Origin of the sequence: Streptomyces sp. DSM 40750, from assembly GCF_024612035.1 — a bacterium.
Lineage (GTDB): Bacteria > Actinomycetota > Actinomycetes > Streptomycetales > Streptomycetaceae > Streptomyces.
Genome location: NZ_CP102513.1, coordinates 7,165,169 through 7,191,916 on the forward strand (window position 1 = coordinate 7,165,169; position 26,748 = coordinate 7,191,916).

The 26,748-nt window shown below is 69.3% G+C and carries 21 protein-coding genes and 1 pseudogene; 9 read left to right on the forward strand and 13 right to left on the reverse strand.

Annotated elements, in window-relative coordinates; all coding sequences use genetic code 11:
* Positions 1–112: 112 nt before the first annotated feature.
* Positions 113–388 (forward strand): annotated as a pseudogene (locus JIX55_RS51545) (ATP-binding protein); the annotation flags it as partial.
* Here JIX55_RS51545 and JIX55_RS32015 read toward each other — a convergent pair.
* Positions 336–1,904, reverse strand: a complete 1,569-nt coding sequence (locus JIX55_RS32015; RefSeq protein ID WP_257566699.1) for a sensor histidine kinase — start codon at positions 1,902–1,904, stop codon at positions 336–338. The pseudogene JIX55_RS51545 and the gene JIX55_RS32015 overlap by 53 nt on opposite strands.
* On the reverse strand, positions 1,901–2,614 hold the full coding sequence (locus JIX55_RS32020; RefSeq protein ID WP_257566700.1) for a response regulator transcription factor: 714 nt from the start codon (positions 2,612–2,614) through the stop codon (positions 1,901–1,903). The genes JIX55_RS32015 and JIX55_RS32020 overlap by 4 nt, the downstream gene beginning before the upstream one ends.
* Positions 2,615–2,779: 165 nt before the next feature.
* Here JIX55_RS32020 and JIX55_RS32025 point away from each other — a divergent pair, with 165 nt between their 5' ends.
* Entirely contained in the window at positions 2,780–5,236 is a 2,457-nt protein-coding gene (locus JIX55_RS32025) for an MMPL family transporter (protein ID WP_257569548.1), read from the forward strand.
* Here the strand turns inward: JIX55_RS32025 and JIX55_RS32030 are convergent.
* From JIX55_RS32030 to JIX55_RS32055, 6 genes are all read right to left on the reverse strand, one after another.
* A complete protein-coding gene (locus JIX55_RS32030) occupies positions 5,208–5,816 on the reverse strand; it encodes a Uma2 family endonuclease (RefSeq protein ID WP_257566701.1) in 609 nt (202 codons plus the stop codon). The genes JIX55_RS32025 and JIX55_RS32030 overlap by 29 nt on opposite strands.
* 90 nt (positions 5,817–5,906) lie before the next feature.
* Positions 5,907–6,716, reverse strand: a complete 810-nt coding sequence (locus tag JIX55_RS32035) for a TetR family transcriptional regulator (RefSeq protein ID WP_257566702.1) — start codon at positions 6,714–6,716, stop codon at positions 5,907–5,909.
* A 9-nt stretch (positions 6,717–6,725) separates the two neighbouring features.
* Complete coding sequence (locus JIX55_RS32040) at positions 6,726–7,244, reverse strand: thiol-disulfide oxidoreductase DCC family protein (protein ID WP_257566703.1); 519 nt, start codon at positions 7,242–7,244, stop codon at positions 6,726–6,728.
* The gene (locus JIX55_RS32045; protein WP_257566704.1) at positions 7,241–7,648 is read right to left on the reverse strand and encodes a hypothetical protein; all 408 of its coding nucleotides are present in this window, start codon (positions 7,646–7,648) and stop codon (positions 7,241–7,243) included. The genes JIX55_RS32040 and JIX55_RS32045 overlap by 4 nt, the downstream gene beginning before the upstream one ends.
* 85 nt (positions 7,649–7,733) lie before the next feature.
* Positions 7,734–8,144 (reverse strand): VOC family protein, encoded by a 411-nt coding sequence (locus JIX55_RS32050; protein WP_257566705.1) that lies wholly within the window; start codon positions 8,142–8,144, stop codon positions 7,734–7,736.
* A gap of 100 nt (positions 8,145–8,244) precedes the next feature.
* Positions 8,245–11,742, reverse strand: a complete 3,498-nt coding sequence (locus tag JIX55_RS32055) for a DNRLRE domain-containing protein (RefSeq protein WP_257566706.1) — start codon at positions 11,740–11,742, stop codon at positions 8,245–8,247.
* A gap of 480 nt (positions 11,743–12,222) precedes the next feature.
* On the opposite strand from JIX55_RS32055, the gene JIX55_RS32060 reads away from it, so the two are divergent.
* Positions 12,223–18,903 carry an RHS repeat domain-containing protein gene (locus JIX55_RS32060; RefSeq protein ID WP_257566707.1) on the forward strand — a complete coding sequence of 2,227 codons (6,681 nt, stop codon included), beginning with the start codon at positions 12,223–12,225 and terminating at the stop codon, positions 18,901–18,903.
* Between the two features lie 99 nt (positions 18,904–19,002).
* The gene (locus JIX55_RS32065) at positions 19,003–19,902 is read left to right on the forward strand and encodes a hypothetical protein (protein ID WP_257566709.1); all 900 of its coding nucleotides are present in this window, start codon (positions 19,003–19,005) and stop codon (positions 19,900–19,902) included.
* A gap of 14 nt (positions 19,903–19,916) precedes the next feature.
* On the opposite strand, the gene JIX55_RS32070 is transcribed toward JIX55_RS32065, so the two are convergent.
* Positions 19,917–20,708 (reverse strand): LamG domain-containing protein, encoded by a 792-nt coding sequence (locus tag JIX55_RS32070; protein ID WP_257566710.1) that lies wholly within the window; start codon positions 20,706–20,708, stop codon positions 19,917–19,919.
* A gap of 180 nt (positions 20,709–20,888) precedes the next feature.
* On the opposite strand from JIX55_RS32070, the gene JIX55_RS32075 reads away from it, so the two are divergent.
* From JIX55_RS32075 to JIX55_RS32095, 5 genes are all read left to right on the forward strand, one after another.
* On the forward strand, positions 20,889–21,116 hold the full coding sequence (locus JIX55_RS32075) for a hypothetical protein (RefSeq protein ID WP_257566711.1): 228 nt from the start codon (positions 20,889–20,891) through the stop codon (positions 21,114–21,116).
* Between the two features lie 180 nt (positions 21,117–21,296).
* Positions 21,297–21,455: a DUF7737 domain-containing protein gene (locus JIX55_RS32080; RefSeq protein WP_257566712.1), complete on the forward strand. Its 159-nt coding sequence runs from the start codon at positions 21,297–21,299 to the stop codon at positions 21,453–21,455.
* A gap of 154 nt (positions 21,456–21,609) precedes the next feature.
* Complete coding sequence (locus JIX55_RS32085; protein ID WP_257566713.1) at positions 21,610–22,101, forward strand: TM2 domain-containing protein; 492 nt, start codon at positions 21,610–21,612, stop codon at positions 22,099–22,101.
* On the forward strand, positions 22,094–22,492 hold the full coding sequence (locus JIX55_RS32090) for a DUF2752 domain-containing protein (RefSeq protein ID WP_257566714.1): 399 nt from the start codon (positions 22,094–22,096) through the stop codon (positions 22,490–22,492). Before JIX55_RS32085 ends, JIX55_RS32090 begins: the two co-directional genes overlap by 8 nt.
* 328 nt (positions 22,493–22,820) lie before the next feature.
* Positions 22,821–23,084: a TM2 domain-containing protein gene (locus JIX55_RS32095; protein WP_033525300.1), complete on the forward strand. Its 264-nt coding sequence runs from the start codon at positions 22,821–22,823 to the stop codon at positions 23,082–23,084.
* A gap of 190 nt (positions 23,085–23,274) precedes the next feature.
* Here the strand turns inward: JIX55_RS32095 and JIX55_RS32100 are convergent, their stop codons facing one another.
* The 4 genes from JIX55_RS32100 to sdhC are packed head-to-tail and all read right to left on the reverse strand — an operon-like array spanning position 23,275 to position 26,709.
* Positions 23,275–24,054, reverse strand: coding sequence for a succinate dehydrogenase iron-sulfur subunit (locus JIX55_RS32100; protein ID WP_257541422.1), 780 nt, complete (start codon positions 24,052–24,054; stop codon positions 23,275–23,277).
* Positions 24,054–25,808 (reverse strand): succinate dehydrogenase flavoprotein subunit, encoded by a 1,755-nt coding sequence (gene sdhA, locus JIX55_RS32105; protein WP_257566715.1) that lies wholly within the window; start codon positions 25,806–25,808, stop codon positions 24,054–24,056. The genes JIX55_RS32100 and sdhA overlap by 1 nt, the downstream gene beginning before the upstream one ends.
* A 23-nt stretch (positions 25,809–25,831) precedes the next feature.
* A complete protein-coding gene (locus tag JIX55_RS32110) occupies positions 25,832–26,323 on the reverse strand; it encodes a succinate dehydrogenase hydrophobic membrane anchor subunit (protein ID WP_257541418.1) in 492 nt (163 codons plus the stop codon).
* A 5-nt stretch (positions 26,324–26,328) separates the two neighbouring features.
* Positions 26,329–26,709, reverse strand: a complete 381-nt coding sequence (gene sdhC / locus JIX55_RS32115; RefSeq protein ID WP_257566716.1) for a succinate dehydrogenase, cytochrome b556 subunit — start codon at positions 26,707–26,709, stop codon at positions 26,329–26,331.
* Between the last annotated feature and the right edge of the window lie 39 nt (positions 26,710–26,748).

Here is a 26,748-nt window from a genome sequence, read left to right on the forward strand (position 1 = left end):
TGTGACAGGACGCACTCACTCATCGCATCTTCGTGTGCCGGGGATGTGTCCGGGGTGAGGAGCAAACGTGTTGAGACGCGACTCCTTCCTGCTGCCCCGCCACCCGGCGTCCGTGGGGCTCGCCCGACAACGCGTACGGGAGCATCTGGTCGACTGGGGGCATGTCGAGGGTGCCCCGGCTCTGGAGGACGTCGTGCTCGTCGTCTCCGAACTCGCGACCGATGTCGTACGCCATGGACCGTTGCTGGAGCGGGAGTTCGAGGTCGCGGTGACCGCGCTGGCGGACGGGTCCTGCTTCGTCGAGGTGTCGGACGAGGGGATGGCGGCGCCCCGGCTCAGGGAGGCGGGGGACTGGGAGGAGACGGGGCGGGGGCTGTGTCTTGTCGAGCACGTCGCGCAGGCCTGGGGGGTGTGGAGCCGGGGACGGCACGGGAAGACGGTCTGGGCGCTGTTGGCAGCACGACCGTCACTTTCAGGCCATCGCCCGGCGCCGTGCTCACCGTGACCTCGCCTCCGTGGGCCTCCACCACCCCCTGCACGATCGCCATCCCCAGGCCGCTGCCCGCGCCTCCTCCCGCCCTGAAGAAGCGGTCGAAGATGCGGGTCGCGTCCTCCTCGGCCAGGCCCGGGCCCTCGTCCGCCACGTACAGGCGTACGACACCGGCTACGCGCTCCACCACCAGCCGTACCGGGACATCCGTCGGTGTGTGCGTGCGGACGTTGCTCACCAGGTTGCCCAGCACCTGCCGAAGGCCCGACTCGTCGGCCCGGACGAGGAGGGTGCCGTCGGCGCCGACCGTGACCGGGCGGTCGGGTTGCTGGGCGCGGAGGTCGGCGGCGGCGTCGCGGACCAGGCGGGTCAGGTCGATGTTCCTGAGGCGGAGTTCGGGGCGTTGGTCCAGGCGGGCGAGGGTGAGGAGTTCGTCGACGAGATGGCCCATGCGGTCGACCTCGTCGTTCATACGGTCCCAGGCGCGCCGGCGCTCGTCGGGCTCGGTGAGCATGCCCCTCTCGTAGAGCTGGAGGTAGCCGCGGATCGCGGACAGCGGCGTCCGCAGCTCGTGGGAGGCGTCACCGACGAAGCGGCGCAGCTGGGCGGCGCTGCGTTCGCGGGTGAGGTACGCCGTTTCGACCTGCTGGAGCATGGAGTTGAGGGCGAGACGCAGCTGTTCGACCTCCAGGGTGGCCTCGCTGCTGGAGGGGACACGGCGGGTGAGGTCGCCCTCGGCGATCGCCGACGAGGTCTCGACCATGTCCTCCAGGGGCCGCATCCGGCGGCGCACGCTGAACAGGGTCAGACAGGCGAGCGCCGCGACGAGCAGGGAGCCCACGGCGAGGTCCAGCTTGAGGGCCCGGCCGATGACGCGGTGGAGCGACTCGGTGGAGGTGGCGAGGAGGACGGTCGTGCCGTCGTCCATCCGGGCCGCGGTGACGCGGTGGGGGGTGCCTCTCACGTCGATGTCGTGCGGTTCGTCGGCCGTGAGGAGTGGCGTCGGATCGTCCACCGCGGCGGCGAGCGCCCGCTGGTTGTCGGTCGGCGCGAAACCGGCGATGGTCAGCGGCTCGCCCTGGCCGTCCAGCGCGGTGAAGACGGCGCCCTGCACGAGGGAGTCGGCGTCCCCGGCCGACGACGTACCGGAAGCCCGGCTGCTGAGAGCGACCAGCGCGCTCAGCGCGTCGATCCGCTCCATGCTGATCCGCGCCGTACCGATCGAGTCGCGGGTCGTCATCAGCTCCCTGTCCACGCTCTCCAGCAGATACAGCCGCATAGCCATCGCGCTGCACACGGTCGCCGCGACGACGCCCACGGCGAGCAGGATGACGTTCGCGAGGGTGAGCTTGGCGCGCAGGGAGTAGTGGCCGCGCCGGCGGAGCGGCCTCCCGAACCGTCGGGGAAGGGTCATGCCAGTCCGTATCCGACGCCCCGCCGTGTCGTGATCACCGGCGGGCCGAGCGCGTCCAGCTTGCGCCGCAGATAGCTGATGTAGGTCTCGACGACGGTCGACTCGGCCGGCGTGTGGTCGTACTGCCACACGTGCCGCAGGAGTTGCTCCTTCGGCACGATCCGTCCGCCGTTGCGCACCAGGAACCGCAGCAGCGCGTACTCGGTGGGCGTCAGCTCCACCGTGCGGCCGGCCCGGTGCACCGAGTACGTCGTCTCGTCCAGCTCCAGGTCGCCGTAGCGCAGCGGCGGGCGCTGGGGGAGGACGTCGGCGCGCCGGGTGCGGCGCAGCACGGCGGTGATACGGGCGACGACCTCGTCGATGTTGAACGGCTTGGTGATGTAGTCGTCGCCGAAGCCGAGGGCGCCCACGATCTCGGCGGGCGCGTCCCGGGCGGTCAGGAAGACCAGCGCCAACTCCGGCCGCCGGGAGCGCAGTTCTCGGCCCAGAGCGCGGCCGTCGCCGTCCGGGAGCATCACGTCCAGCAGGGCCGCGTCGGGCCGGGTGCGCTCGGAGAGCGCGAGCGCCTCCCGGACCGTACCGGCCGTCATCACCTCGAAGCGGTGGTAGCGCAGGGCGATGGTGAGGACGTCCGCGATGTTCGGCTCGTCCTCGACGACGAGCACGGTGGCCCTCTCGCGGCCGAGGGGCGCTCGCTCGGTTCCGGTCATGTCCTCAGTATCCGCACCGGGGTCCCGGTGCGGGACCGCTCCCGCTTTGGAGTTCCTTGAGAGTCAGGGGCCGCCCATGTCGCCGTCCACGCCCGGCCGTCGAAGGTGATGCCAACACCGGGGGACCAATCGACCGTCGGACAAGGAGAGTTGATCGTGGAGACGTTGGCACGGTGGTGCTATACGCACCGGCTGGTGGTCCTGTTGCTGTGGGTGGGGACCGTGTTCGGCGTCGGCTTCGCCGGCTCGACCGCGGGTACGGCCTACGCGAATGTCTTCTCCCTCCCGGACACGGACTCCAAGCGCGCGTACGACCTGATGGACAAGGCCTTCCCGGAGCGCGCGGGCGACACCGACACGGTGGTGTGGAAGGTGGACGGGGGCTCCGTACAGGACGGGTCCGTACGGTCCCGGATCGAGCCCGCCCTCCAGGAGATCGGGCGGATGACGGGCGTCGGGGAGGTCACCAGCCCGTACGGCGACGGGAACCCGGCGCGCGGCGGCGCGGGCGTCAGCCGGGACGGGACGATCGCCTACGCCCAGGTGACCTTCACCGAGCAGGCGAACTCCGTACCCAAGGAGCTGATCGACGACGTCATCGAGACGGCCCAGGCCGCCGAACGGGACGGCCTTCAGGTCGAGTTGGGCGGCCAGGCCATCTACCAGGCGCAGGACACCCCGCAGGGCACGTCCGAGGCGGTCGGCATCCTGGCCGCGGCGGTGGTCCTCTTCCTCGCGTTCGGCTCGCTCTTCGCGATGCTGCTGCCGATCGTCGTGGCGGTCGCCGGCGTCGGCACCGGTATCATGGGCACGGCCCTGCTCAGCCACACCACGAACATCCCCGACATAGCCCCGCTGTTCGGCTCGCTGATCGGCCTCGGCGTCGGCATCGACTACGCCCTGTTCATCGTCACCCGGCACCGGCGCGGCATCCTGCGCGGCATGAAGCCGGAGGAGGCGGCGGTGGCGGCCCTCAACACCTCCGGGCGCGCGGTGCTGTTCGCGGGCGGCACGGTCTGTATCGCCATCGCCGGGATTCTGGTGATGAACCTCCGCTTCCTGGACGGCGTCGTCATCGCGACCACGCTGACCGTCGTGCTGAGCGTGATCGCCGCCGTCACCCTGCTGCCGGCCCTCCTCGGCGTGCTCGGCCCGCGCGTCCTCAGCCGCCGCCAGCGCCGCCGCCTCGCGGCCGCGGGCCCCGAACCGGAGCTGACGAGCGGCCTCGCGGCCCGCTGGTCGGCGTACGTCGAGCGGCGCCCGCGCTCGACCGGCGTCCTCGCCCTCGTCGTCATGCTGGTTCTCGCGATCCCCGTCCTGTCGATCCGCCTCGGCACCTCCGACCAGGGCAACCATCGTGAGACCACGACCACCCGCCAGGCGTACGACCTCCTGGCGGAGGGCTTCGGCCCCGGCTTCAACGGCCCCCTTCAGGTGGTCGTGGACGGACCGGACGCCGAGGGACTGGTCTCCCGTATCGAGTCCACGGAGGGGGTGGCCCAGGTGGCCGCCGTACCGCCGGCGAACGGCGTCACGGTGATCCAGGTCGTCCCGACCACATCACCCCAGTCCGAGAGGACCGACCAGCTCATCGACCGCCTGCGCGAGGACGTCATCCCGGCGTCCGGCGCGGAGGCCCACGTCGGCGGTGTGACGGCGGTGTCCAAGGACTTCGCCTCGGTGACCGGTGACCGGCTGCCCTACTTCATCGCGGCGATCATCGTGCTCGGCTTCCTGCTGCTGCTGGTCGCCTTCCGCTCACTGGTCGTGCCGCTGACGGCCGCGCTGATGAACCTCGTCGCGGCGGCCTCGTCCTTCGGCGTGCTGGTGGCGATCTTCCAGTGGGGCTGGGGCACCGAGCTGCTCGGCATCGGCAAGGAGGGCCCGATCGCCGCGTTCCTCCCGGTCGTCATGCTCTCCCTGCTCTTCGGCCTCTCCATGGACTACCAGGTCTTCCTGGTCAGCCGGATGCACGAGGAGTGGGTCCACACCAAGGACAACGCCCGCGCCGTCCGCGTCGGCCTCGCGGAGACCGGCCGGGTCATCAACTCCGCGGCCCTGATCATGCTGTGCGTCTTCAGCGCGTTCGTCCTGAGCGGTGAACTGGAGGCCGCGATGGCCGGCATCGGCCTGGCGGCCGCCGTCGCCCTCGACGCCTTCATCCTCCGTACGGCGCTGGTGCCGGCCGCGATGCATCTGCTGGGGAACGCCAACTGGTGGCTGCCGGCCGGGCTGGAGAAGCGGTTGCCGCATCTGGCGGTCGAGCCGAAGGAAGCAGCGGCTCCGGTGGTTCGGCCGCCGCTGGTGGAAGGTGGCCCCGCCTCCGTGATCCACGGCTTCATCCGCACGGCGGACGGGGAGCCGGTGGAGGGCGTCGAGGTGACGCTGCTGTCGAGGAGCGGGCGTGAGCTGGACCGGGTGATGTCCCTGGCGGACGGTGCGTACATCGTCGCGGTGCCGGGCCCGGGGACGTATCTGCTGGCGACGACCTCACCGTCGTACCCCTCGGGCACGCGTCAGGCGGTCGTGGGGGAGGGGCCGCTGGTGTTCGACGTGGAGTTGGCGGGGGTGGCTGAGGGGGAGGTGGACGCGGTCAACCAGTCGGCGAATGCCCGGCCTTGAGGACCTCGGTGACGTCCAGGGAAACCTCGGCACCGATGGAGGCGGGCAGGGTGACGATCTCGCCGGGGGAGTGCGGGCGATGGTTCTCGTACCCGTCCCCGGTGGGGTCGGTCAGGACGTGGAGGCGCTGGTTCTTGCGGTCGACGATGACGTAGACCGGGATCTTGGCGCCGGCGTAGGCCTTGACCTTGGCACGCAGGTCCGTCCGGTAGTTGCTGGAGGTGACCTCCAGGACCAGGCGGAAGCAGACGGGGTCATAGCAGTTGTTCTCGATGAGGTGGTCCCGGTAATCGGCGTCCACCACGGCGAGGTCGGGGACCGCGTAGTCCGCGGCACCGGTCGGCAGCCAGAGGCCGATGCCCTGGATCACCCTCGACTCCGTGCCGTGGAGACCAGCGGTCGCGAAAGGCAGCAACAAGTCGGTCAGGACGTCGCCGTGCGGGCCGTCCGGTGGCGGGGTCACGAGGATCTGGCCTCCGATGATCTCGACGCGGTACCCCGGAAGGCGCTCCATGAGCCTGTTCGCCTCCGCGATGAGCGGATGCTCTCCGTGGGGCCGCTCCACAAGTGCTGCGGACATCACGTGCCTCCTGTGGGCTGGTGTCGAGACCATCATCGTAGGCAGGGGCGAGGCCAGGCGTCCCGTTCGAGCCCGTTCACCCGAGAGTGATCACTCGCCCGCCCGCCCCTCGACCCCTGGATCCGGCAGCACCTTCGTCATCCCCGGCAGGAAGTCCGTGAACAGCTCGTGCACCTCACGGACCAGCGGCCGCAGTGCTCGGAACCGGGCCAGCGAGACTCCCCTGGTCGTCAGCCGGGCCCCCCGCTCGGCCAGCCGGTAGCTGCGTTCGCGGCCCTCCGACCGGTCAAAGACCCAGTACAGGACGAGGCCCATCAGAGAGAGCCACATCAGTTCGGGGAGGATTTCCCGGAGTTCGTCAGGGACCTTGGCCTTGGACCCGGCCAGCACCTCGCGCTGGAGGGCGATGGACTCCTCGCGCGGCCCCTCCGACTCGGGGGAGAAGGGGCTGAGCGGGCTGTCCGGATCGGCCGCGTTCTTGAAGAACTGCGCCGCGAACTCGTGGTACGGCTCCGCCACGTCCAGCCATGCCTTCAGCACCCCCGCTATCCGCGCCTCCAGGTCCTTCTCCCGCTCCAGCACCGGCCGCACCGCCGCCTGGTGCTCGGCGCCGATCCGGTCGTAGAAGCCCTGGATCAGGTGCTCCTTGCCGGCGAAGTAGTAGTACGCGTTCCCGACGGAGACCCCGGCCTCCTTCGCGATGGCCCGCATCGTCGTCTTGTCGTACCCGCGCTCCTGGAAGAGCCGCAGCGCGGTCTCCAGGATCAGCGCGCGGGTCTGCTCGGACTTGGCGGAGCCCTTGGGGCCGGGCTGCTCCGTGCCGTCCCGGGGGCCGCCGGCCTCCGCGTCGAGCGGATCGGCGGGGGGCTCTGGGCTGGGGTTGTCGTTCAGTGCGGGCACGATCAGAGCCTAACGAGTCGGGCAGGTACCGGTGTCGCAGCCACCGGGAGGGCGGTACAGCCACCCGTACCGCCGGTCGTACGCCCATCCCTTCAGCTCGGCTCCGCCGCTCCCGCAGCCCGAGCCGGGTTGCCGGTGGGCGCCACGCCACTTCGCGGCGACGAGTACGGCAGTGCGCGCGAGCCGGGCCCCCGCCGGGTTGCTCAGCCGGTGTGCGAGCGGCCGGTGCTCGCGCAGCGCCCACAGACACACGATCCAGGCGGCGGACCCTTGGTACACCTGCCCGCCGTCCCCCACGATCGTGATCTCCTCCAGCGTCGCCCCGTGGTCGAGCGACGGAAACAGCCGCCGCGCCTCCTCCGACCCCGCCGCCACGAACGTCAGCGGCACCAACTGCCGCTGCCTGCCAAGCCACTCCCGCAGGAAGGCGCACAGCCCGCACCCGGCGTCGTACAGCACGGTGAGCCCGCGAACCGGGACGCGCTCGGCGCCCCGGTCCTCGGTGGCCGGCTCGGCCACGGTGCTCATGCCCGCCCCGTGGGAGCGACCCAGCCCTGCGGCGCGACCGGCGGCATCTGCTCCCGCTCCATCACGCCCCGCCGCCGGAACTTGTTCAGCACGAACACGTTCCCCAGGTGCAGCGCCCCGAGCACGAGCAGCACCACCCCGAGCTTCGCCGACACCGCCTCGAACACCTCACGCGGGCTGTCGATGGCGCCGTCCGCGTTCAGGTAGAGCGCCACGAACCCCAGGTTCACGAGGTAGAACCCGACCACCAGCAGGTGGTTCACCGCGTCCGCGAGCTGCTCGTTCCCCCGCAGCACATCCGCGAGGAAGATCCGCCCGTTCCTGCTCAGCGTCCGCGCCACCCACACGGTCAGCCCCACGCTGACCAGCAGATAGATGACATACGCCACGACCGTGAGGTCCATGTCCCCACCCCTTCCAGGCTTGCTTGAACGCGTTCAAAACGTTCTGGGAGAGACTGTAGACCTGTTTTTGAACACGTTCAAGCTGTCATCCGGTGCGGGCCAGCTCCGGCCGTTTGCTGTAGTCCGTGAAGCCGACGACGTTCCCCCAGGGATCCGTGAACTCGACGGTCCACCCGGTGGCGCCGGAGAACGGCGCGTCGAGCGGTGGCACCCCCGCCGTCGCGAGCGCCCGCGCGGCGGCCCGCGCGTCACGCACCTCAAGCCACACCCGTGCCGACCCCCACAGGGGCGGCCGGTGCCGCAGTTCCTCCTCCACCCGCAGGAGCAGCCCCGGCGTCTCCTTGCCCACCTTCAGCCCCGCGATCCCGGCCTCGTCCAGCCGGAAGGCCACGGCGAAGCCGGCCCGCTCGTAGAAGGAGACGGCCTCACCGAGGTCGCCGACGGGGAGGAGGACGTTGTCGAAGCCGAGCAGTTCGTACGACTCATTTTCTGACATGTCGTCAGATTAGAGCGTCGGCTTACGCATCTGTGGGAACGGCGAGGGGCCGACCGCGGTGTTCCCGCGGTCGGCCCCTCGCTGCGACTGCCTCACTGCCTCAGCCGATGGCGATCCGTGTCTTCCAGTAGCTCGCCGCGCCGATGATCTCCGTGCCCGGGCCGGAGAGGGCCGTTCGGCTGCCGGTGTGGAAGCGCACGGTGCCGTCGGTGCGGACGGCCCAGATGTCGGGGATGGAGTCACCGTTGGCGTCCGGTGTGCCGGCGAGGAGGTAGATGCTGGAGCTGCCCCAGCCGGCGGTGGCGTAGACACCGTCCTCGCCGTCGGCCGAGGCCGCGGCGGAGCCCAGCGAGGTCAGCTCGGTACCGCCGGCGCTCGCCTTGATGCCCTTGCGGGAGAGGAGCCGGCTGGAGACGTCCGTGCGGTACACCAGGTCCGTCACTCCGTCGCCGGAGAGGTCCGCCACGTTGACGATGTCCCGCTCGGTCCAGGCGGAGCCGGACAGCCGGATCGCCTGGTCGATGCTGGCACCGTGGTAGCCGGTGAAGGCCCAGAGCTCGTCGCCCATGGTGGCGAAGAAGTCCGTGCGGCCGTCCCCGGTGGCGTCGCCGGCCGAGACGATCTGGGTGAGGGAGGCGGGGCTGGGGGCGCCCGCGGGGAGGAGGATCTCCACCCTGCGGTCGATGTTGACCGCGCCGTAGCCGTCGCCGGGGTACACCCAGAGCTTGTCGCCGAGGCGGACGACCAGGTCCTGCAGGCCGTCACCGCCGTAGATGTCGCCGTTGTGGGTGATCAGCGCGCCCTTGAAGTGGCCGGAGGGCGCGGCGACGAAGGGCGGGAGGTCGTCGCCGTTCGGGTCCTTGGCCGGGTTGGCCCGGTAGGCGCCCGGCATCGAGTAGTCGAGGTCACCGGAGCCCTTGGCCAGGTCGTTGGTGGCCTGGGAGGGGTACAGGACCAGGTTGCCGGCGTCGGTGACCACCATCATGTCGGGCAGTTTGTCCCCGGTGAAGTCGCCGGGGGAGTCGGCCTGGTCGCGCGGGGTGACGTAGAAGAAGTACTTCGTCGGCTGCGAGGGGTTGCCCGCGGCGTCCACGGCACGGACGTACAGCACGTTCGGCCCTGCCGTCGGCGGCTTCGCGTTCGCGAGGGTCGCGCTGACGGTCGTGGCCGTGCCGGAGGTGCGGCTCAGGCTGAACGGGTAGCTCGCCGAGTTGAAGCCGTACTCGTAGCGGACGACGTCCGTGTTGAGCGCGCGGACGGTGAAGGAGCCCGGCGTGCCGAACTTCTTGGTGGACCAGTTGGCGTCCTCGGCGTCGTTGCCGAAGCCGTTCTCGGCGCCGTCGGCGTTCGGGAAGTCGGTGGAGCTGACCTTGGGCGGCTTGGGCGCGGTGGTGTCGAGGACGAAGCGGCACGGCGTCTTGGCCGGCATGTACCCGGAGCTGGCGCCCGCGTCGTCCAGAGCCCGCACCCGCCACGAGTAGAGGGTGCCGTTGGTGAGCTTGCTGGTGGCGAAGCCGCTGGTGGTGCGCAGCGCCACGTCCTTGTCGCCGCCGACCGAGACCTTGCCGGTGGAGCCCAGCAGGTCACCCGTGGTGTCCCACTTGCCGGTCGCCCACAGGTCGAAGTCGAGGAAGTCGAGGTTCTTGTCCTTGTCGGAGCCCCGTGCGGTGAACGTCAGGTTCCCCGAGCCCATGCGGACGTACGGCTCCGTGGTGGTGCACTTGGCGTCCGGACCGAGGTCGAGCGACTTGGAGTCGATGGCCGGCTTGCGGTTGTAGACGAGCTCCAGTACGGGCGCGTTGTCGCCGTTCGCCTGGAACTTCTTCCACGAGTACTGCGAGTTCTCGTCCCGCGCCCGCAGACCGAACGTGATGCTGTCCTTGCCCTCGTCGGCCCGCTTCTGCGCGGCCTTCTTCACGTCGAAGGTCTCGTAGGCGTCCCGGCAGCCGGACTTGTAGCCGTGCGCGAAGCTCTTGGTCGCGAACTTGTTGCCGTCGGTCAGCTTGGGCGCGTTCTTCCAGTTGGTCTTCCCGTTGACCGCGCCCGTGAGGTGCACGCTCATCGCCCGCGAACTGCACGACCAGGAGTACGTCTCCAGCATGCGCAGCTTCGCACTCGTGATCTTCGTGCCCTTGAGGTCCTTGTCGAAGGCGATGTTGAAGTACGAGCGCGACGTGCCCCAGGTGTCCGACTCGAAGCCGACCCGGGCCTCGTGCGTACCGCCCTTGTTGAAGCCCTTGCCGTTGTAGAACGTGGCGGTGGGGTGCCGGCTGTACGCGGTGGTCCAGTTCTGGGTGTGCTTCTTCACCGACGGGTCCACGAACACCGGGTACTTGGTGGCCGGGTCGTTCAGGAACTCCAGGTTCGGGGTGAGCACCCAGTTCGCACCGGACAGGTCGACCTCGACCAGCTCACCGCGCGAGTCCGGCGAGGGGCCGTCGAGCCCGGACAGGCCGAGCGTCGCCGCCGAGCCGGTCTGCGTGGGCGCGGGCGTCGGCTCGGCCGGCGCGGACGGCAGCGGCGACTCCGACACCGTCGGCTCGGGGCCGTCGGTGGCCGCCGGAAGCGTCTCGGGTGTGGTGTCGCCCTGCTCGTCGGTCTCGATCAGCTCCTCGGTCGGGCTCGCACTGTCGCTCGGCTCGTCGGACGCCGGTGTGCTGGGCTCCGGGCTCTCCTCGGTCGTCGGCTGCGCGGTGGCGCCGACCCCGCCGTCGGTGACCGCCGGGGAGCCGGTGCTGTCCCACATCAGCGGCGTCGGCGAGACCGCCACCTCGTTGCTGTACGCGTTCTCCGCGCTCAGCACGCTCGTCACCGGGTCCAGGCGGAAGGTCAGATCCGGCGAGGTGATGCCGTACGACAGCTGCTGCGCGCGAGGATCGGCCGCCGCCTGCCGGTTCTTGAGGACCAGCAGCTGGGCGAAGCCCTCGTCGTCGGCCGTCAGCACGAGGTCGGCGCCGGGGAAGATCTCCGGGTACAGCGCGCGGGAGCCGTCGATGACGGGGGCGGGGACGGTGCCCGGCCAGGTCAGCTGGATGGTGTAGCCGTCGACGGTGAGTGTGACCAGGGGGCTCGCGTCTGCGGCGGTGGCGGTTCGCACACCCTTGACGAGGGAGACGCGGCGTACGCCGGAGCCGGCCCGGGAGGCGCGCTCCTCACCGTCACGCGCCGCTTGCGAACCGTCCGCCTTCGACCCCGCCGAGAACACCATCCGCGCGTTCGTGGCCTTGGGCTCCCAGCCCTTGGCCGTGCGGTGGAGGTCGTAGTCGATGGGCTTCCACTCGCCGCCCACCTTGGCCCGGATCGGCGAGGAGTAAAGCTTCTTCGCCATCCGGCCGTCCGGCCGCGCCCACGTCGTGGACCGTGCCGTTCGCGCCGCCGTGACCTCGACGGACTTCCCGGTCTTCGCGGCCCGCGTGAGCGCGGCGGCCTCGGTGACCGGCTTCGCCTTCCCGTCCCCGCTCGTCCCGCCCCCCGAGCCGGGCTCGTCCAGGCCGAGGCCGATGAAGGTGATGCCGGTGGCGGCGAGCGCCGCGGTGAGTACGGCGGCCGTGGTCCGTCTGCCGGGCACACGACGCCAGTTGCGCTCCTTGCGCGTCATCGGGCGAGTTCCCCTTCCCCCCTTGGAACCGGCGGGACAGGCCTCGCCGGGCGAGCCGATGATGACCTATCAGCGGGCTGTCGTCACGCTTCGCAGCCGGAACGGCGATTGAGTGGATCAAGCCGTTCATCCGTACATGAGGCCGGGGCAATCGGCCGACAACTGGCGCCCGAGACAAGCCTCCTGAGGGCGAATCACCGCAAACACTGCGTCAACTGCCGTGATTCGAAGCTCGTTTGCCAGGGGAACTGGTGAATGGCGTGGTTGATCACGTAGCGGAGACTCCTTCCCTTACCCCGCAATAGCTCGGATCTGGCCTTCACTGGCCGTTATCCATACTTACGAACCGTGACGGTCATCACATACACACGGCCGATCTAGCGGAACTTCACAAGAGCGCCACAGAATCTCCGGCATCTGATACGCCATCACGCGTGGTCCGTTCCTGGCCCGCCTTGAGTGGTCCGGGGGGACCTCGCCGTGTTCGGTCGCTTTTCGCATGTCCGCCGTCGCACGCGTCTGCTGCGCGCGGCCGTCGTACCCACTCTCGGCGCGGCCCTGCTCGTGGGGCTGCTGCCCGCCCAGTCGGTGGCGCTGCCGCCCGATCCGGCGGTCGCCGAGAAGGGTCGCGAGACCCTGGACCTGGAGGCGCTCGACCAGGACGAGCCGATCACAGGTGAGGCCTTCGAGCGGGACCTGGAGACCCTGAAGGTCGAGGTCCCCGAAGATCTGGAGCAGGCCCCCTCAGGCACGGCCACGGCACCGGCCCCCGACACCGGCTCGGTCAGCTTCGGCGGCGCGGCGACCACCGCCCCCGCCTCGGCCCGCACGGCCGCGACCGCCCAGCAGGTCGATGTCACGCCCGTCGAAGACCTCCCCGTCAGCCTCGGCCAGGCCCCCGACCAGGCCGCCCCGACCGGCACCTGGAGCGTCCAGGTCTACGACCGCGCCGCCGCCGTCTCCCAGGGTGTCGACGGCGCCGTCGTCAAGGTCCAGGCCCCCGCGACCGGCTCGGTACCGATCTCGGTCAAGCTCGACTACGCCAGGTTCAAGAACCTCTATGGCGCCGACTGGGCTTCCCGCCTGCGCTTCGTCCAGTTCCCCGAGTGCTACCTGACCACGCCGGATGTCGAGGCGTGCCAGGAGTACGAGGAGTTGGAGACCACCAACGACACCAAGACCCAGTCGATCACGGCGACGGTGGACACGGCGGCGGACGGGACGGTGACTCCCGCCGCGGCGGCCGAGGTGGCCGAGTCCGACGGGCCGACCGTCGCCCAGGCGGCGTTCCGCACGTCGAGCACCTCCGCCACCCCGGTCGCCGCGACCGGCGACTCCGCCGTCGTCGGCGCGGTCGACTCCGGCGGCGGCGCGGGCGGCACCTTCAAGGCCACGCCCCTGGTCGCCAACGGCAAGTGGGAGGCCGGCGGTTCGTCGGGCGCCTTCACCTGGTCGTACCCGCTGACGATCCCGGCCGCCCCGGCGGGCCCGGCCCCGAGCGTCGCCTTCAACTACAACTCCCAGACGGTGGACGGCCGTACCGCGGTCTCCTCCCCCCAGGTCTCCTGGATCGGTGAGGGCTGGGACTACGACGCCGGCCACATCGAGCGCCGCTACCGCTCCTGCCAGGACGACCGCAAGGCGATGAAGTCCGGCACGCCCAACAACACGGCCAAGAAGGACAAGACGGCCGACCTGTGCTGGGCGTCGTACAACGCGGTGATGTCGTTGGCGGGCAAGACCACGGAGCTGGTACGGGACGCTCCCTCCGGCAGCGATCCGGAGACGGACACCGAGGTCTACCGTCCGCAGCAGGACGACGGCACCCGCGTCGAGCGCCGCACCGGCGGCAGCAACGGCGACAACAACGGCGAGTACTGGATCGTCACGACCCCGGACGGCACCAAGCACTACTTCGGTCTCAACCAGGTCGGCGGCGGTCACGCCGACACCGACTCGGTGTCCACCGTCCCCGTCTTCGGCAACCACCCGGGCGAACCCTGCCACGCCACCGCCTTCGCGGACTCCCGCTGCGGCGCGGGCAAGAAGCAGGCATGGCGCTGGGGACTCGACAAGATCGTCGACGTGTACGGCAACACCCTGGTCGTCAACTGGAAGCAGGAGACGAACTACTACTCCGTCAAGAAGAAGTTCAAGTCCCCCGAGCTGTACGACCGTTACGCCTACCCGACGACCATCGAGTACGGCATGCGCGCGGATCTCACCAAGCCGTCCGCGACCGTCGAGTTCGGTGTCCGGCAGCGCTGCCTGAAGTCCGAGACGGCCTGCGACGCGGCGAACTTCGCCAAGACCGCGGACCCCGGCGCCTACCGCCCCTGGTGGGACACCCCCGGCAACCTCAACTGCAAGTCGACGTCGAAGCTGTGCCCGGCCTTCCCGTCCTTCTGGACCCAGATGCGCCTCGACACGGTGACGACGAAGGCGGCCCGCGCCGGCCAGACCGGCCTGGGCAAGGTGGACACCTACCAGCTCCACCAGTCCTTCCCCGAGGACTGGTACGACACCTCCCCGGGCCTCTGGCTGAACTCGATCACCCGCCGCGGCTACGCCCCCGGGGACAGCACCGGCACCCTCCAGCACACGGACGGCGTCAGCTTCGCCGAGTACTCCGTCGGCTCGGGCTCACCACTGCGCACCCGGCTGCGGGACCGCCAGCTCCCGAACCTCGTGCTCACCGGAGCGAACGACCAGCGCCCCGGCTTCACCCGGCCCCGCATCGGCACCGTCGCCACCGAGTACGGCGGTGACATCGAGGTCGAGTACAAGGGCGGCTGCGCGAGCGAACCGTCCGAGGACAAGGGCAGGAACAACGGCACCTGCTACCCGGTCCGCTGGTCCCCGGACGGCGACGAGAAGACACCCGCCAAGTCCTGGTTCAACAAGTACGTCGTCCACACCGTGACCGAGACCGACAAGGTCACCTCCCGCGGCAAGCCCGTCGTCACCCAGTACGCCTACACGGGCCCCGCCTGGGCGAAGAACGACGACGAGTTCACCCGCCCGTCCCTGCGCACCCACAGCGACTGGCGCGGCTACCGCCAGGTCGCCGTCACCAAGGGCAGCAAGACCAGCTCCCAGCAGGGCGACCCGCAGGCCCAGTCGTATGTGGAGACGCGCTACTTCCAGGGCGTCGGCGGCGAGATCAAGGACTCCACGGGCGCGTACACGCTCCTCACCGACGACGCCCCGCAGTACGCCGGCATGACGGCGGAGAGCATCGTCCACCTCAACTCCGACAAGCGCTGGCAGAAGCGGACACTGACCTTCCCCTGGTCCAAGCAGACCGCGTCCCGCGTCCGGGAGGCGGAGAACGGCGCGGACATGGACCCGATGCTCGCGCATCGCAGCGGCGTCAAGCGCGCCGACGAGATCCAGCGGGTCGGGGACACGAGCTGGCGGTCCGTCCGCACCCTCACCGAGGTCGACGACACCTACGGTCTGCCCGTCCAGGTCGAGACGGCCATGGTCAAGCCGAACGGCTCCGGCGAGACCCTCTCCGACCGGACCTGCACCCGAACCACCTACGTTCACAACACCTCTGTCTGGCTGATCGGGCTGCCCAAGGAGGAAAGGACCACCGGCACCTCCTGCGCGGGCCACGACGCCGCCGACCCCGCCACCCAGCTGAAGAAGGCGGTCCGCACCACCTACGACACGCTGGCCCACGGCGCCACCCCGACCAAGGGGCAGATCACCTCGGTGGCCGAGACCAACGGCACCGGATCGGCGTATTCGATAGTCACCGACACCACCTACGACGACCTCGGCCGAGTGCGTACCGTCACCAAGCCCGGCCAGGGCACCACCGAGACCCAGTACACGCCCGAGGGCGGCGGCCCGCTCACCGCGAGCAAGCTGATCAACGCCAAGGGCCACGCCACCGCGACGACCTTCGATCCGGGACGCAGCCTCCCGCTGACGGTCTCCGACGCCAACGGACGGACGACGCGCACCGAGTACGACGCCCTCGGCCGGCTGGTGAAGGGCTGGACGGCGGCGCGGTCGACCGCGACGGCCCCCGACGTCATGATCGCCTACCAGAGCGCGATCGCCACCAGCGCCCAGACCCGCCCCGCCGCCGTCACCGTAAAGTCGCTCAAGGACGACGGCACCTACAGCAGCAAGGTCACCGTCTACGACGGCCTGATGCGCGAGGTCCAGGTCCAGACCGACGCCCACGGCCCCGGCCGCGTCGTCAGCGACACGACGTACAACGACCACGGCCTCGTCGACGAGCAGACCGGCAAGTACCTGGCCAAGGGCGAGCCGGCCGCCGAGCTGTTCGCCCCCCGGTCCAAGGCCCAGATCCCCAGCTGGACCAAGACCCGCTACGACGGCATGGAACGCCAGGTCCGCCTGTCGACCTACCTGGACGGCGACTACAGGTACGCGACGTACACGACCCACTCCGACACCAGCACCTATGTGAACCCGGCCGGTTCGACCACCCCGAGGACCCGGACCTACACCGACGCCCTCGGCCGGGTCACCTCGGTCCACCACTACAGCCAGGACGACTCCTCCAGCACCACCGGGCGCGCGACCACCTACGAGTACGACTCCCGCGGCAACCGCAGCAGGGTCACCGACCCGGCCGGCAACATCTGGTCGTACATCTACGACGCCCGCGGCCGGGTCACCTCCGCCACGGACCCGGACACCGGCAAGACGGACACCTGGTACGACGACGCCGATCGGCCCAACAAGGTGACCACCTCCCGGTCACAGACGACGTACACCGAATACGACGTCCTGGGCCGGGTCACCAAGGTCCGGGAGGGCTCCGAAACCGCCACCCCGGCCAAGGAGTTCACCTACGACTCGCTGCCCGGCGGGCTCGGCCGGCTGGTCTCCTCGATCCGGCACACCGCGAACGGCGACTACATCAACCGCGTCACGGGCTACGACGCCGGATACCGGCCCACCGGCCGTGAGACGGTCATCCCGGCCAACACGATGACGACGGGCGTCGCCGGCACCTACGCCTACGCGTACACGTACACCAAGGTCACCGGACGGCCGGAGTCCGTCACCATGCCCGCCGTGGGCGGGCTGGCCAAGGAGAAGGTCGTCACCCGCTACAACGGCGACGGCCTGGCCGAGTCCACCTCCGGTCTCACCTGGTACACCTCCGACGTCACGTACTCGCCGTTCGGCGAGGTCATGCGCACGGTCTCCGGCTCCCAGCCGTACCGGGTATGGACGACCAACTTCGTCGACCCGCGCACCGGCAAGCTCCAGCGCACGGTCGCGGACCGCGAGACCTCGGGCCCGCACCGCATCAGCGACAGCTACTACTCGTACGACGCCTCCGGCATCATCACCTCCCACGCCCGCAAGCTGGCGGAGGCCTCCGGCGAGACGTGGGACACCCAGTGCTTCACGTACGACGCCATGGGCGAGCTGGTGAACGCCTGGACCTCGAACGCGGCCCCCACCGGCAACGGCACCGGCTGCAAGTCGTCCAACGGCACCACCTGGGGCCCGCGCACCGACTACGAGACCTCGTCGGGCCCGGTGGCCGACGCCCCGGACGCGTCGACCGACGTGTCGGGCCCCGACGCCTCCCTCAGCTCCACCCTGGCGGCCGCCGCTCCCGACACGGCCACGGTCTCCACCGGCGCCACCGCCTACCGCCAGTCCTTCACCTTCGACTGGCTCGGCAACCGGGCCACGATGACGGAGCACGACCCGGCGGACGCGACGAAGAACGTCGGCTACTCGTACGGCTACGAGAGCGCGCAGCCGCACACGGTGAAGTGGATCGGCTCCACCCCGTCCGGCAAGGGCAGCAGCTACTCCTACGACGCGGCGGGCAACACCGAGGTCCGTGATCTGGCCACCACGACCCAGGACCTGACCTGGACGTCCGAGAACAAGCTCGACACGATCACCGACGACGGCACCAAGACGACGTACGTCTACGACGCCGACGGCAACCGCGTCCTGGAGAACTCCCCCTCGGGCACGACCCTCCACCTGGGCGAGACCGAGCTGACCACGAACTCCTCGGGCACCATCACCCGCGCCGCACGTGCCTATGCCCAGGCAGGCGCCCCCACGGCGGTCCGCACCACCACCAACGGCGCGACCACCGGACACAAGCTCACCGTCCTGCTCGCCGACCACCTCGGCACGGCGAACACGACCGTCGATCTGACGAGCGGCCAGACGGTCACTCGCCGCGCCTTCAAGCCGTACGGCGAGGTCCGTGGCCCCAAGCCGTCGACCTGGCCCAACCGGCGCGGCTACCTCGGCGTCGGCATCGACGACGCGGCCACCGGCCTGACCCACATCGGCGCCCGCGAGTACGACCAGGCGTCCGGCCGCTTCCTGTCGGCCGACCCGGTCATCGACATCGCGGACCCGCTGCAGATGAACGGGTACACGTACAGCAACGGCAGCCCGATCAGCAAGAGCGACCCGACCGGCCTCATCCTCTACTACGAGGGCGGCGGTGGCGGATCCACCAACAACGGCTCCGGAAACACCAACAAGGGCCGTGACGGCAAGGAAATCGCCGCGGACCGGATCCGCCACAATGCCGCGGTCGCGGCGGTGGCCATCTATCTGAGGTTCCTCTGGCGCCACAACCCGGACGTACACGTGCAGACCGAGTACTACATTCCGGGAGCACAGCGCAAGAACGGAAAGGGCGGTTTCGCCGACGTCGTCGTGATCTTCCCGGACACCATCTTCGTGTGGGAGGTGAAGTCGGCGAAGACAGCGGAACTGGACGGTCCCTCGACCCTGGACCGCTACATCAACGCGCTGCGGAAGATCGAGCGGAAGGAAGGAACCTTCCGGACCGTCGAACGGGGCAACAACCTTCCCCAGATCACGACCCTGGACCCGCTGGACCCGAAGAAGCAACTGGTGGCGGAGTCCACACAGCAGCGCAAGGGCTCCACCCGCACCGGAGAGGAATACAAGGGTGTGATCGGCTGGTGGACACGGAAGATGCCACCGCGCGGCAAGGGACCCGACGGCTACCAGCGTGAATCGGTGCCGGTCCTGGAGAAGATCCAGGCCTGGCAGCCCACCCCGGACCAACAACGGGACATTGCCCTGGGAGCCGCCGCGTCGATGGCCATCTACGTGATCGGCAAGATGTTCACCAGCCCCTTCGGGCTGGAGTAGCGGACGGGTAGAGTGCGCCCAAAAGCCAGTGAGATCCTTGGGCGGTTCACAGTGGGCGCACTCCACTCGGTCGATTTCGACGTCAGTCACGGTCTCTTCGTGGAACTCACGGTCCACGCGGAACAACCGGAGAAACTTCGGGAAGCGGCCCTCGGCTGGCTCACCGGCGGTGTCCGGGAATACGACCGGCAAGGAGCGGTCGACGCGCTGCCGGAGAACGTGAAGTTCTCCCCGAAAGGATTCTCGCGGGTCGCCGACAGTGTTCCCAGGAAGAACCGGAAAGGCCTCTGGGGATATGTCCAGGTCTCTCCCCAGGGGACTTTCGATGTGCTGTACAACCCCTACACCGCCGATACGCTCCCCTGGCTGGACAGAAACCTTTCCGAGCAGCCCGAATCGGCAGGCGTGAAGATCGGCAGTTTCTCGGAGAAGGGGGAAGTCGGCAATTCTGACCTCTCCTTCACGGTCGTCTTCGAGGAGGAGTTGCCGGAATTCGTGAAGCTCGGCCTCCACGTGGACACCGCGGCCCTGGTGGCTCCGGGGACAACGGCCGCCGAGCACGAGCGCCTGCTCGCCGCCGTCCGCTGGGCCTGCGACCGGTACGACGTGGTGTTCGGCCATGTCTCGTACCGCCGCAGCGGCGGCGCCACCGAACTGGAGAGCCGACTGCGGGGCCGGCCGAGTGACCCGGTGAGCAACGCTCCGCAGTGGCGCACCCTGCTCAGGGGCTACTCATGGCTCATGGTCGTGCCCGCCGGAATCGCCGAACTCCTGGGCGGAAAGGAGGCCTTGGGGGCCACGGGCGCCTTTTCGGCAGTGTCGTCCCTCCCGAACGGCTCACTCCTCCTCCAGGCCACCCCCACCTTCCAGCAATACGACAGCGAGGCGGTGCGGGCCGTCCACGGTGTGGTCCGTGATGTGCTGGTCCAGGGTGACTTCCGCGGCCCTTCGCCGGTGCCCGGTCAGCCGCCGACGAACATGGTCGTCCTCGACGACTGACCGGCGCCCGACCGTCAGCCGCCGCAGTCGCCCACTCGCCGCGCGCTCAGCGCGATGTCGTCCAGACGGACGTCGTACGACGACGGGTCAGGGTCCGCCTGATACAGCTGCCACCCCAACTTGAGCTCGTCGAAGCGAGGAAAGACGAAGTCGTCGGCCGTGCCGCCGTGCTGCTTCGTGGAGACGGTGAGGTCGGGCTGTTCGACTCCGTCGAAGTAGACGGTGACCCGGTTGTCGGTGGCGTCCAGGTGGAACTCGACGCACTGCCACTTCCCCGCGACGGCCGGAGCCGAGGTCTTCCAGTTGGTCCAGTCGCCCGTCGGACCCAGGTCGGAGCCCACGCCATAGAAGTTGCCCTTGTCGGTGGGCGCGTACTGGCCACCGAGCGGGCGGACGAGGGTGGGGGAGTCGGCGCCGGAGGCCTCCGCGAGGGTCCAGTGGGCCCAGTCTGGCGCCGTGGGGAACTCGGCCACGCGCAGCCGCATCCGGGCCCAGAAACTGTTGCCGGGCGGGGCGAGATCGGACAGGACGACGAAGGCGCGGCCGTTGCCCTCGGTGCGGAGGCGGAGTTCGCGGCCCCGGCCGTCGGCGCTGGGCTCGACGGTCAGGGTGCCGTTGGAGGTGTCGGTGGTCCAGCCCCGGCCCTTGGTCACCGGGCCGAGGGGGAGGTGATTGAAGTTCTCCCGGACGAGCGTGCCGCCGTACGTCTGATGTGGGGCGGGCGTTGCCGAGGCTGTGGGGGGTATCGCGATCAGGATCGCGGCCGCGGCCGACACTGCGGCCGCGGCTTTCCTCAGGAAGGTCATGAGGTCATTCTGTGATCAACGGCCCCATCCGTCACAGGAGTTGGCAGCGATCCAGCCAAACGGCAATTTCCACGCGGTCCCGGCTACTGCGGGAAGCTCGGGTTCGGGCTCAGCTCTGTGCTCTGCCGAACAGACGTAGGGAAGAGACACGCGTCGAGACGCGAGGGTTGAACGGGACGCGTGGGATTCAGGAGCGCCGGCTACGCCACGACCACCCGGGTCCCGTTGAAGTCCGCGTTCCTGCCGTACGTGCATACGGTCGGCCACCTCGCGCTGGGTGAGGCCGAGTTGCCTGCGCATCTCGGCGAGCCGGTGCGCACGTGCCTCGGCGACCCTGCGCCGGGCACCCGCCGTGATCTCGTCCAGGTCCTCGGTGTCGCAGACCTCTTCCTTGACCTCGTCCCATGAGTGGAAGCCGGTCATCACTCCGTCTCCTTGTGAGGGCGCCGGGCGAGGTGGTCCAGCCACTCGGTACAGCGTTCCTCGATCAGGAGTACCGCGCTGCGCTCGGGGTCGAAGGCGAAGAGGATCCTGATCTCTGTCTCCGGTCGAGCCCGGCCGCGGTTCCGGACGCTGCTGGAGCGGCTCGTGCCGCCCAAGTCGCCCGCCCGCGACGGGAACCGAACCGTGCCGACCGGCTGTCTCCCCTACGGGGACGACCGTATGCTCGCTGTCATCCTCAGCAAGGCGATGCTGCTCGCCGAGGACACGGAGATCACGGACCCGACAATCCTCAGCCAACTGTGATCAGGGGCTGTGACTCCGCCCACATGCGGGTGTCGGGCGGGGACCCGGCCGAAGTAACAACTTCTCTCCGGGCCCTTCCCTCCTGCAATATGACGGACAGCCCATTTTCAGCTATTCAGCCGCTCAAGCACTCAACAACGCAGGAGTCAGTACCGTGACCGAGCAGCCCCAGCAGCCCGCTCAGCCCCCGCAGCAGCCCGGATACGGGTACCCGAACGCCGCCCCTGGCCAGCCGGGCGCCAACCCGTACGGCGCCCCGCAGCCCGGCTACCAGCAGCCGGGCGCGGACCAGGCCGGCTACGGCTACCCGCAGCAGGGCGGCTATCCCCAGCAGGGCGGTTACGCGCAGGGCGGCTACCAGGTACCTCCGGCGCCCGGCGGCGCGTACACGGGTGACCCCAACGCCCCGTACGGCTACGACCCCTACGGCCGCCCGTACTCCGACAAGTCGAAGATCGTCGCGGGCATCCTCTCGCTGTTCCTGGGCTCCTTCGGCGTCGGCCGCTTCTACATCGGGCACGTCGGCCTCGGCCTCGGGCAGCTCTTCACCTGCGGTGGCTTCGGCATCTGGGCGCTGGTCGACGGCATCATCCTGCTGACGAGCAGCAACACCACGGACTCCAACGGACGTGTCCTGCGTGGCTGAGCGCGGCCTCACCGTTCTTCGGCATCCGGCGGCGGCCCCCCTCGCGGTGGCCGCCGCCGGGCTGGCGGGCGCCGCGTACCTGTACGGCACCAACCCGCACGAGCCCGGCCATCTGCTGCCCCAGTGCCCGTTCCGCTATGTCACGGGGCTGCTCTGCCCCGCCTGCGGCGGCAGCCGCATGGTGTACGACCTGATGCACGGCCAGTTCGCCGCCGCCTGGCACGACAACCGGGTGCTGCTGCTCGCCGCGCCGTTCGCGCTGGCGCTGTTGGGCCGTTGGTCCATCGAGGGCCTGCGCGGCCGCCGCTGGCGCCCCGAACTCAAGCCCCGCACCCAGGCCTTGATCCTCGGCATCGCGGTGACGTGGACGATCGTCCGCAATCTTCACTGAGTGGTCACAGCCGAACTCTGTTTCCTTCCCCCTGCGGACCCCCGTAAATCCCTTACGCCCGCTTTACGTCGGTCAGTTGTCGCAAGTTGGCTGGAATCGGATCACGGAATCGGAACGATCGCCCGAACCCACTCCCATACGTCCCACGAGTCTCACTACGCTGCAACGGCGACAGGGGGGATGACGGGGGATTACGTCGTGCTCGATCGTTGGCCGGTGTTCGCCGTGCCCGATTGCTGCCGGTCATGTGCCGCGCCTTCTCTCCTGCGATTCCCCCCGGAGCAGTCCGCTTCGGTTATTTCAGTCAGTACATCCAGGAGTTACTTCCATGACCGTCCCCACCCCTGACGCTCCCTTCGGCCACGACCCGCAGGGTCGCCCGTACTCCGACAAGTCGAAGATCGTCGCTGGCATTCTGCAGCTCTTCCTCGGCACGCTCGGCATCGGCCGTTTCTACGTCGGTTCCGTCGGCGTGGGCGTCGCCCAGCTCCTCACCTGCGGTGGTCTGGGCTTCTGGTCCCTGATCGACGGCATCCTGTTCCTCACGAGCAACGACCGCACCGACTCGCAGGGCCGTGTCCTGCGCGGCTGATCGCGCTGAGGATCACCGCCGAGGTGATCGACCGAAGGGCCTCGTTCGCCGCGGAGCTTCCCAGAAGCTTCGTGTGGGAACGAGGCCCTCGTCCGTGGGCCACGGGCCAGTGGCCGCGGCGGCCCGTGCGCCGGGAACGCGGAAGGCCCGCAGGCGGACCTGCGGGCCTTCCGCGTGACGCTCAGGCGGATCAGAAGCGGCGCGTGATGAGCGCCCGCTTCACCTCCTGGATCGCCTTGGTGACCTCGATACCACGCGGGCAGGCGTCCGTGCAGTTGAAGGTCGTGCGGCAACGCCACACGCCGTCCCGGTCGTTGAGGATCTCCAGGCGCTGCTCACCGGCCTCGTCACGCGAGTCGAAGATGAAGCGGTGGGCGTTGACGATCGCGGCCGGACCGAAGTACTGGCCGTCGTTCCAGAACACCGGGCACGAGGACGTGCAGGCGGCGCAGAGGATGCACTTCGTCGTGTCGTCGAAGCGCTCGCGGTCCTCTGCGGTCTGGAAGCGCTCGCGCGTCGGCTCGTTGGTGTCCTTCGTGATCAGGAAGGGCATCACGTCCCGGTACGCCTGGAAGAACGGCTCCATGTCCACGACCAGGTCCTTGAGGACCGTGAGGCCCTTTATGGCCTCGACCGTGATGGGCTTCTCCGGGTTGATGTCCTTGATCAGCGTCTTGCACGCGAGACGGTTCTTGCCGTTGATCCGCATGGCGTCCGAGCCGCAGATGCCGTGCGCGCAGGAGCGGCGGAAGGTCAGCGAACCGTCCTGATCCCACTTGATCTTGTGCAGCGCGTCGAGGACACGCTCCTTGGGGTCGATCTCCAGCTGGAAGTCTTCCCAGACCGCCTCCGCCGAGACCTCGGGGTTGAAGCGGCGGATGCGGAACGTGGCGGTGATGTACGGGGAGTCGGCGAAGCCGGCCTCCGGCTTGCCGGCGCTGTCCGCCTTGTCCAGGGTGGGTGTAGCCATCAGTACTTACGCTCCATCGGCTGGTAGCGGGTCTGGACGACCGGCTTGTAGTCGAGACGGATGGACTCGGCGCCGTCGTCGCCCACCTCGCGGTACGCCATGGTGTGGCGCATGAAGTTGACGTCGTCGCGGTTCGGGTAGTCCTCGCGGTAGTGACCGCCGCGGGACTCCTTGCGGGCGAGGGCCGACACGGCCATGACCTCGGCCAGGTCGAGCAGGTTGCCCAGCTCGACGGCCTCCAGGAGGTCGGTGTTGAACCGCTTGCCCTTGTCCTGGATCGCCACGTTCTTGTAGCGCTCGCGCAGCTCGGCGATCTTCTCGACGGCCGTCTTGATCGTCTGCTCGGTGCGGAACACCATGACGTTGGCGTCCATGGTCTCCTGCAGCTCGCGCCGCAGCTCCGCCACGCGCTCGTTGCCCGTGGCCGAGCGCAGCCGCTCGATCTGCTCGACGACCAGCGACTCGGGGTTCTCCGGCAGCTCGACGAAGTCGGCCTTCTGGGAGTAGTCGGCGGCCGCGATGCCCGCCCGCTTGCCGAACACGTTGATGTCGAGCAGCGAGTTGGTGCCGAGACGGTTGGCGCCGTGCACGGAGACACAGGCGACCTCACCGGCGGCGTACAGACCCGGGACGACGGTGGTGTTGTCGAGCAGGACCTCACCCTCGACGTTCGTCGGGATGCCGCCCATGGCGTAGTGCGCGGTCGGCTGGATCGGGATCGGGTCCGTGTAGGGCTCGATACCGAGGTACGTCCGCGCGAACTCGGTGATGTCCGGGAGCTTGGCGTCGAGCTGCTCCGGCGGGAGGTGCGTCAGGTCCAGGTAGACGTGGTCGCCCTCGGGACCGCAGCCGCGGCCCTCGCGGATCTCCGTGTAGATGGAGCGGGAGACGACGTCACGGGACGCGAGGTCCTTCATGACCGGCGCGTACTTCTCCATGAAGCGCTCGCCGTCCTTGTTGCGGAGGATGCCGCCCTCACCGCGGGCGCCCTCCGTCAGCAGGATGCCCATGCGCCAGATGCCGGTCGGGTGGAACTGGAAGAACTCCATGTCCTCCAGCGGCAGGCCCCGGCGGTACACGGCCGCCTGGCCGTCACCGGTCAGCGTGTGCGCGTTCGACGTCACCTTGAAGAACTTGCCGCAGCCGCCGGACGCGTAGATCACGGCCTTCGCCTGGAAGATGTGGATCTCGCCGGTCGCCAGCTCGTACGCGACGACGCCGGCGGACTTCTTGACGCCGTCGACCTCCACGATCAGCTGGTCCAGGACGTAGAACTCGTTGAAGAACTCCACGCCGTGCTTGACGCAGTTCTGGTACAGCGTCTGGAGGATCATGTGGCCGGTGCGGTCGGCCGCGTAGCAGGAGCGGCGGACCGGGGCCTCGCCGTGGTTACGGCTGTGACCGCCGAAGCGGCGCTGGTCGATCGTGCCGTTGGGCGTGCGGTTGAACGGCAGGCCCATCTTCTCCAGGTCGAGGACGGAGTCGATGGCCTCCTTCGCCAGGATCTCGGCGGCGTCCTGGTCGACCAGGTAGTCACCGCCCTTGACCGTGTCGAAGGTGTGCCACTCCCAGTTGTCCTCCTCCACGTTGGCGAGCGCGGCGGCCATGCCGCCCTGCGCGGCGCCCGTGTGGGAGCGGGTGGGGTACAGCTTGGTCAGCACGGCGGTGCGGCTGCGCTGCGTGGACTCGATGGCCGCGCGCATACCGGCGCCACCGGCGCCGACGATGACGGTGTCGTACTTGTGGATCTTCATGATCGGTTACCTCAGCCCCGTGCCTATCGGATGTTCGGGTCGAAGGTGAAGATCACCAGCGTGCCCAGCAGGATGGTGAACACCGTGGCGGTGTAGAGCAGGCCCTTGAGCCACAGGCGGGTGTTCGGGCGCTCCGCGTAGTCGTTGATGACCGTGCGCAGGCCGTTGGCGCCGTGCAGCATCGCCAGCCACAGCATCAGCAGGTCCCAGGTCTGCCAGAACGGGGACGCCCAGCGGCCCGCGACGAACGCGAAGCCGATCTTGGAGACGCCGCCGTCGAGGACGAGCTGGATCAGCAGGTGGCCGATGACCAGGACGACCAGGACGATGCCGGACAGACGCATGAACAGCCACGCGACCATCTCGAAGTTGCCGCGGGTCGACCTGGGGGTCTTCTTGGTGCGCTTGCGGGGCGGCTCGATGACGGGGGCCGGGTTGTCGGGGCTGTAGCCCGACAGCGCGCCGGCGCCCTCGACGGGGCCGATGCCGGATGCGGTGGTTTCAGTGGCGGACATCTGCCTCAGCTCCCGAAGACTTCACGGACGGCGTGGCCGAGGACGGGGTACAGGGCCCCGATCATCAGCACGAGCCAGAGGCCGACGACGGTCCAGAGCATCGTCTTCTGGTGACGGGGGCCGTTCGACCAGAAGTCGACGGCGATGACCCGAAGACCGTTGAGCGCGTGGAAGAGGATGGCGGCGACGAGGCCGTACTCCAGCAGCGCGACGATCGGCGTCTTGTACGTGGCCACGACCTTGTCGTAGGCGTCGGGGGAGACGCGGACGAGAGCGGTGTCCAGCACGTGTACGAACAGGAAGAAGAAGATGAGGACGCCGGTGACTCGATGAGCCACCCAGGACCACATTCCTTCCCGGCCGCGGTACAGCGTTCCAGCCGGCACGGAAGAACCCTCCGGGAGCGGGGATTGGGGCCGGCCGGC

Excerpts from the sequence above, each read along its gene's own strand:
- JIX55_RS32050 (WP_257566705.1), bottom strand. The coding sequence starts at position 8,144 with ATGTCAGAAAATGAGTCGTACGAACTGCTCGGCTTCGACAACGTCCTC.
- JIX55_RS32030 (WP_257566701.1), bottom strand. The coding sequence starts at position 5,816 with ATGTCCGCAGCACTTGTGGAGCGGCCCCACGGAGAGCATCCGCTCATC.
- JIX55_RS32055 (WP_257566706.1), bottom strand. The coding sequence starts at position 11,742 with ATGACGCGCAAGGAGCGCAACTGGCGTCGTGTGCCCGGCAGACGGACC.
- JIX55_RS32045 (WP_257566704.1), bottom strand. The coding sequence starts at position 7,648 with ATGGACCTCACGGTCGTGGCGTATGTCATCTATCTGCTGGTCAGCGTG.
- JIX55_RS32110 (WP_257541418.1), bottom strand. The coding sequence starts at position 26,323 with ATGTCCGCCACTGAAACCACCGCATCCGGCATCGGCCCCGTCGAGGGC.
- JIX55_RS32095 (WP_033525300.1), top strand. The coding sequence starts at position 22,821 with ATGACCGTCCCCACCCCTGACGCTCCCTTCGGCCACGACCCGCAGGGT.
- JIX55_RS32100 (WP_257541422.1), bottom strand. The coding sequence starts at position 24,054 with ATGGCTACACCCACCCTGGACAAGGCGGACAGCGCCGGCAAGCCGGAG.
- JIX55_RS32015 (WP_257566699.1), bottom strand. The coding sequence starts at position 1,904 with ATGACCCTTCCCCGACGGTTCGGGAGGCCGCTCCGCCGGCGCGGCCAC.
- JIX55_RS32020 (WP_257566700.1), bottom strand. The coding sequence starts at position 2,614 with ATGACCGGAACCGAGCGAGCGCCCCTCGGCCGCGAGAGGGCCACCGTG.
- sdhA (WP_257566715.1), bottom strand. The coding sequence starts at position 25,808 with ATGAAGATCCACAAGTACGACACCGTCATCGTCGGCGCCGGTGGCGCC.
- JIX55_RS32040 (WP_257566703.1), bottom strand. The coding sequence starts at position 7,244 with ATGAGCACCGTGGCCGAGCCGGCCACCGAGGACCGGGGCGCCGAGCGC.
- JIX55_RS32070 (WP_257566710.1), bottom strand. The coding sequence starts at position 20,708 with ATGACCTTCCTGAGGAAAGCCGCGGCCGCAGTGTCGGCCGCGGCCGCG.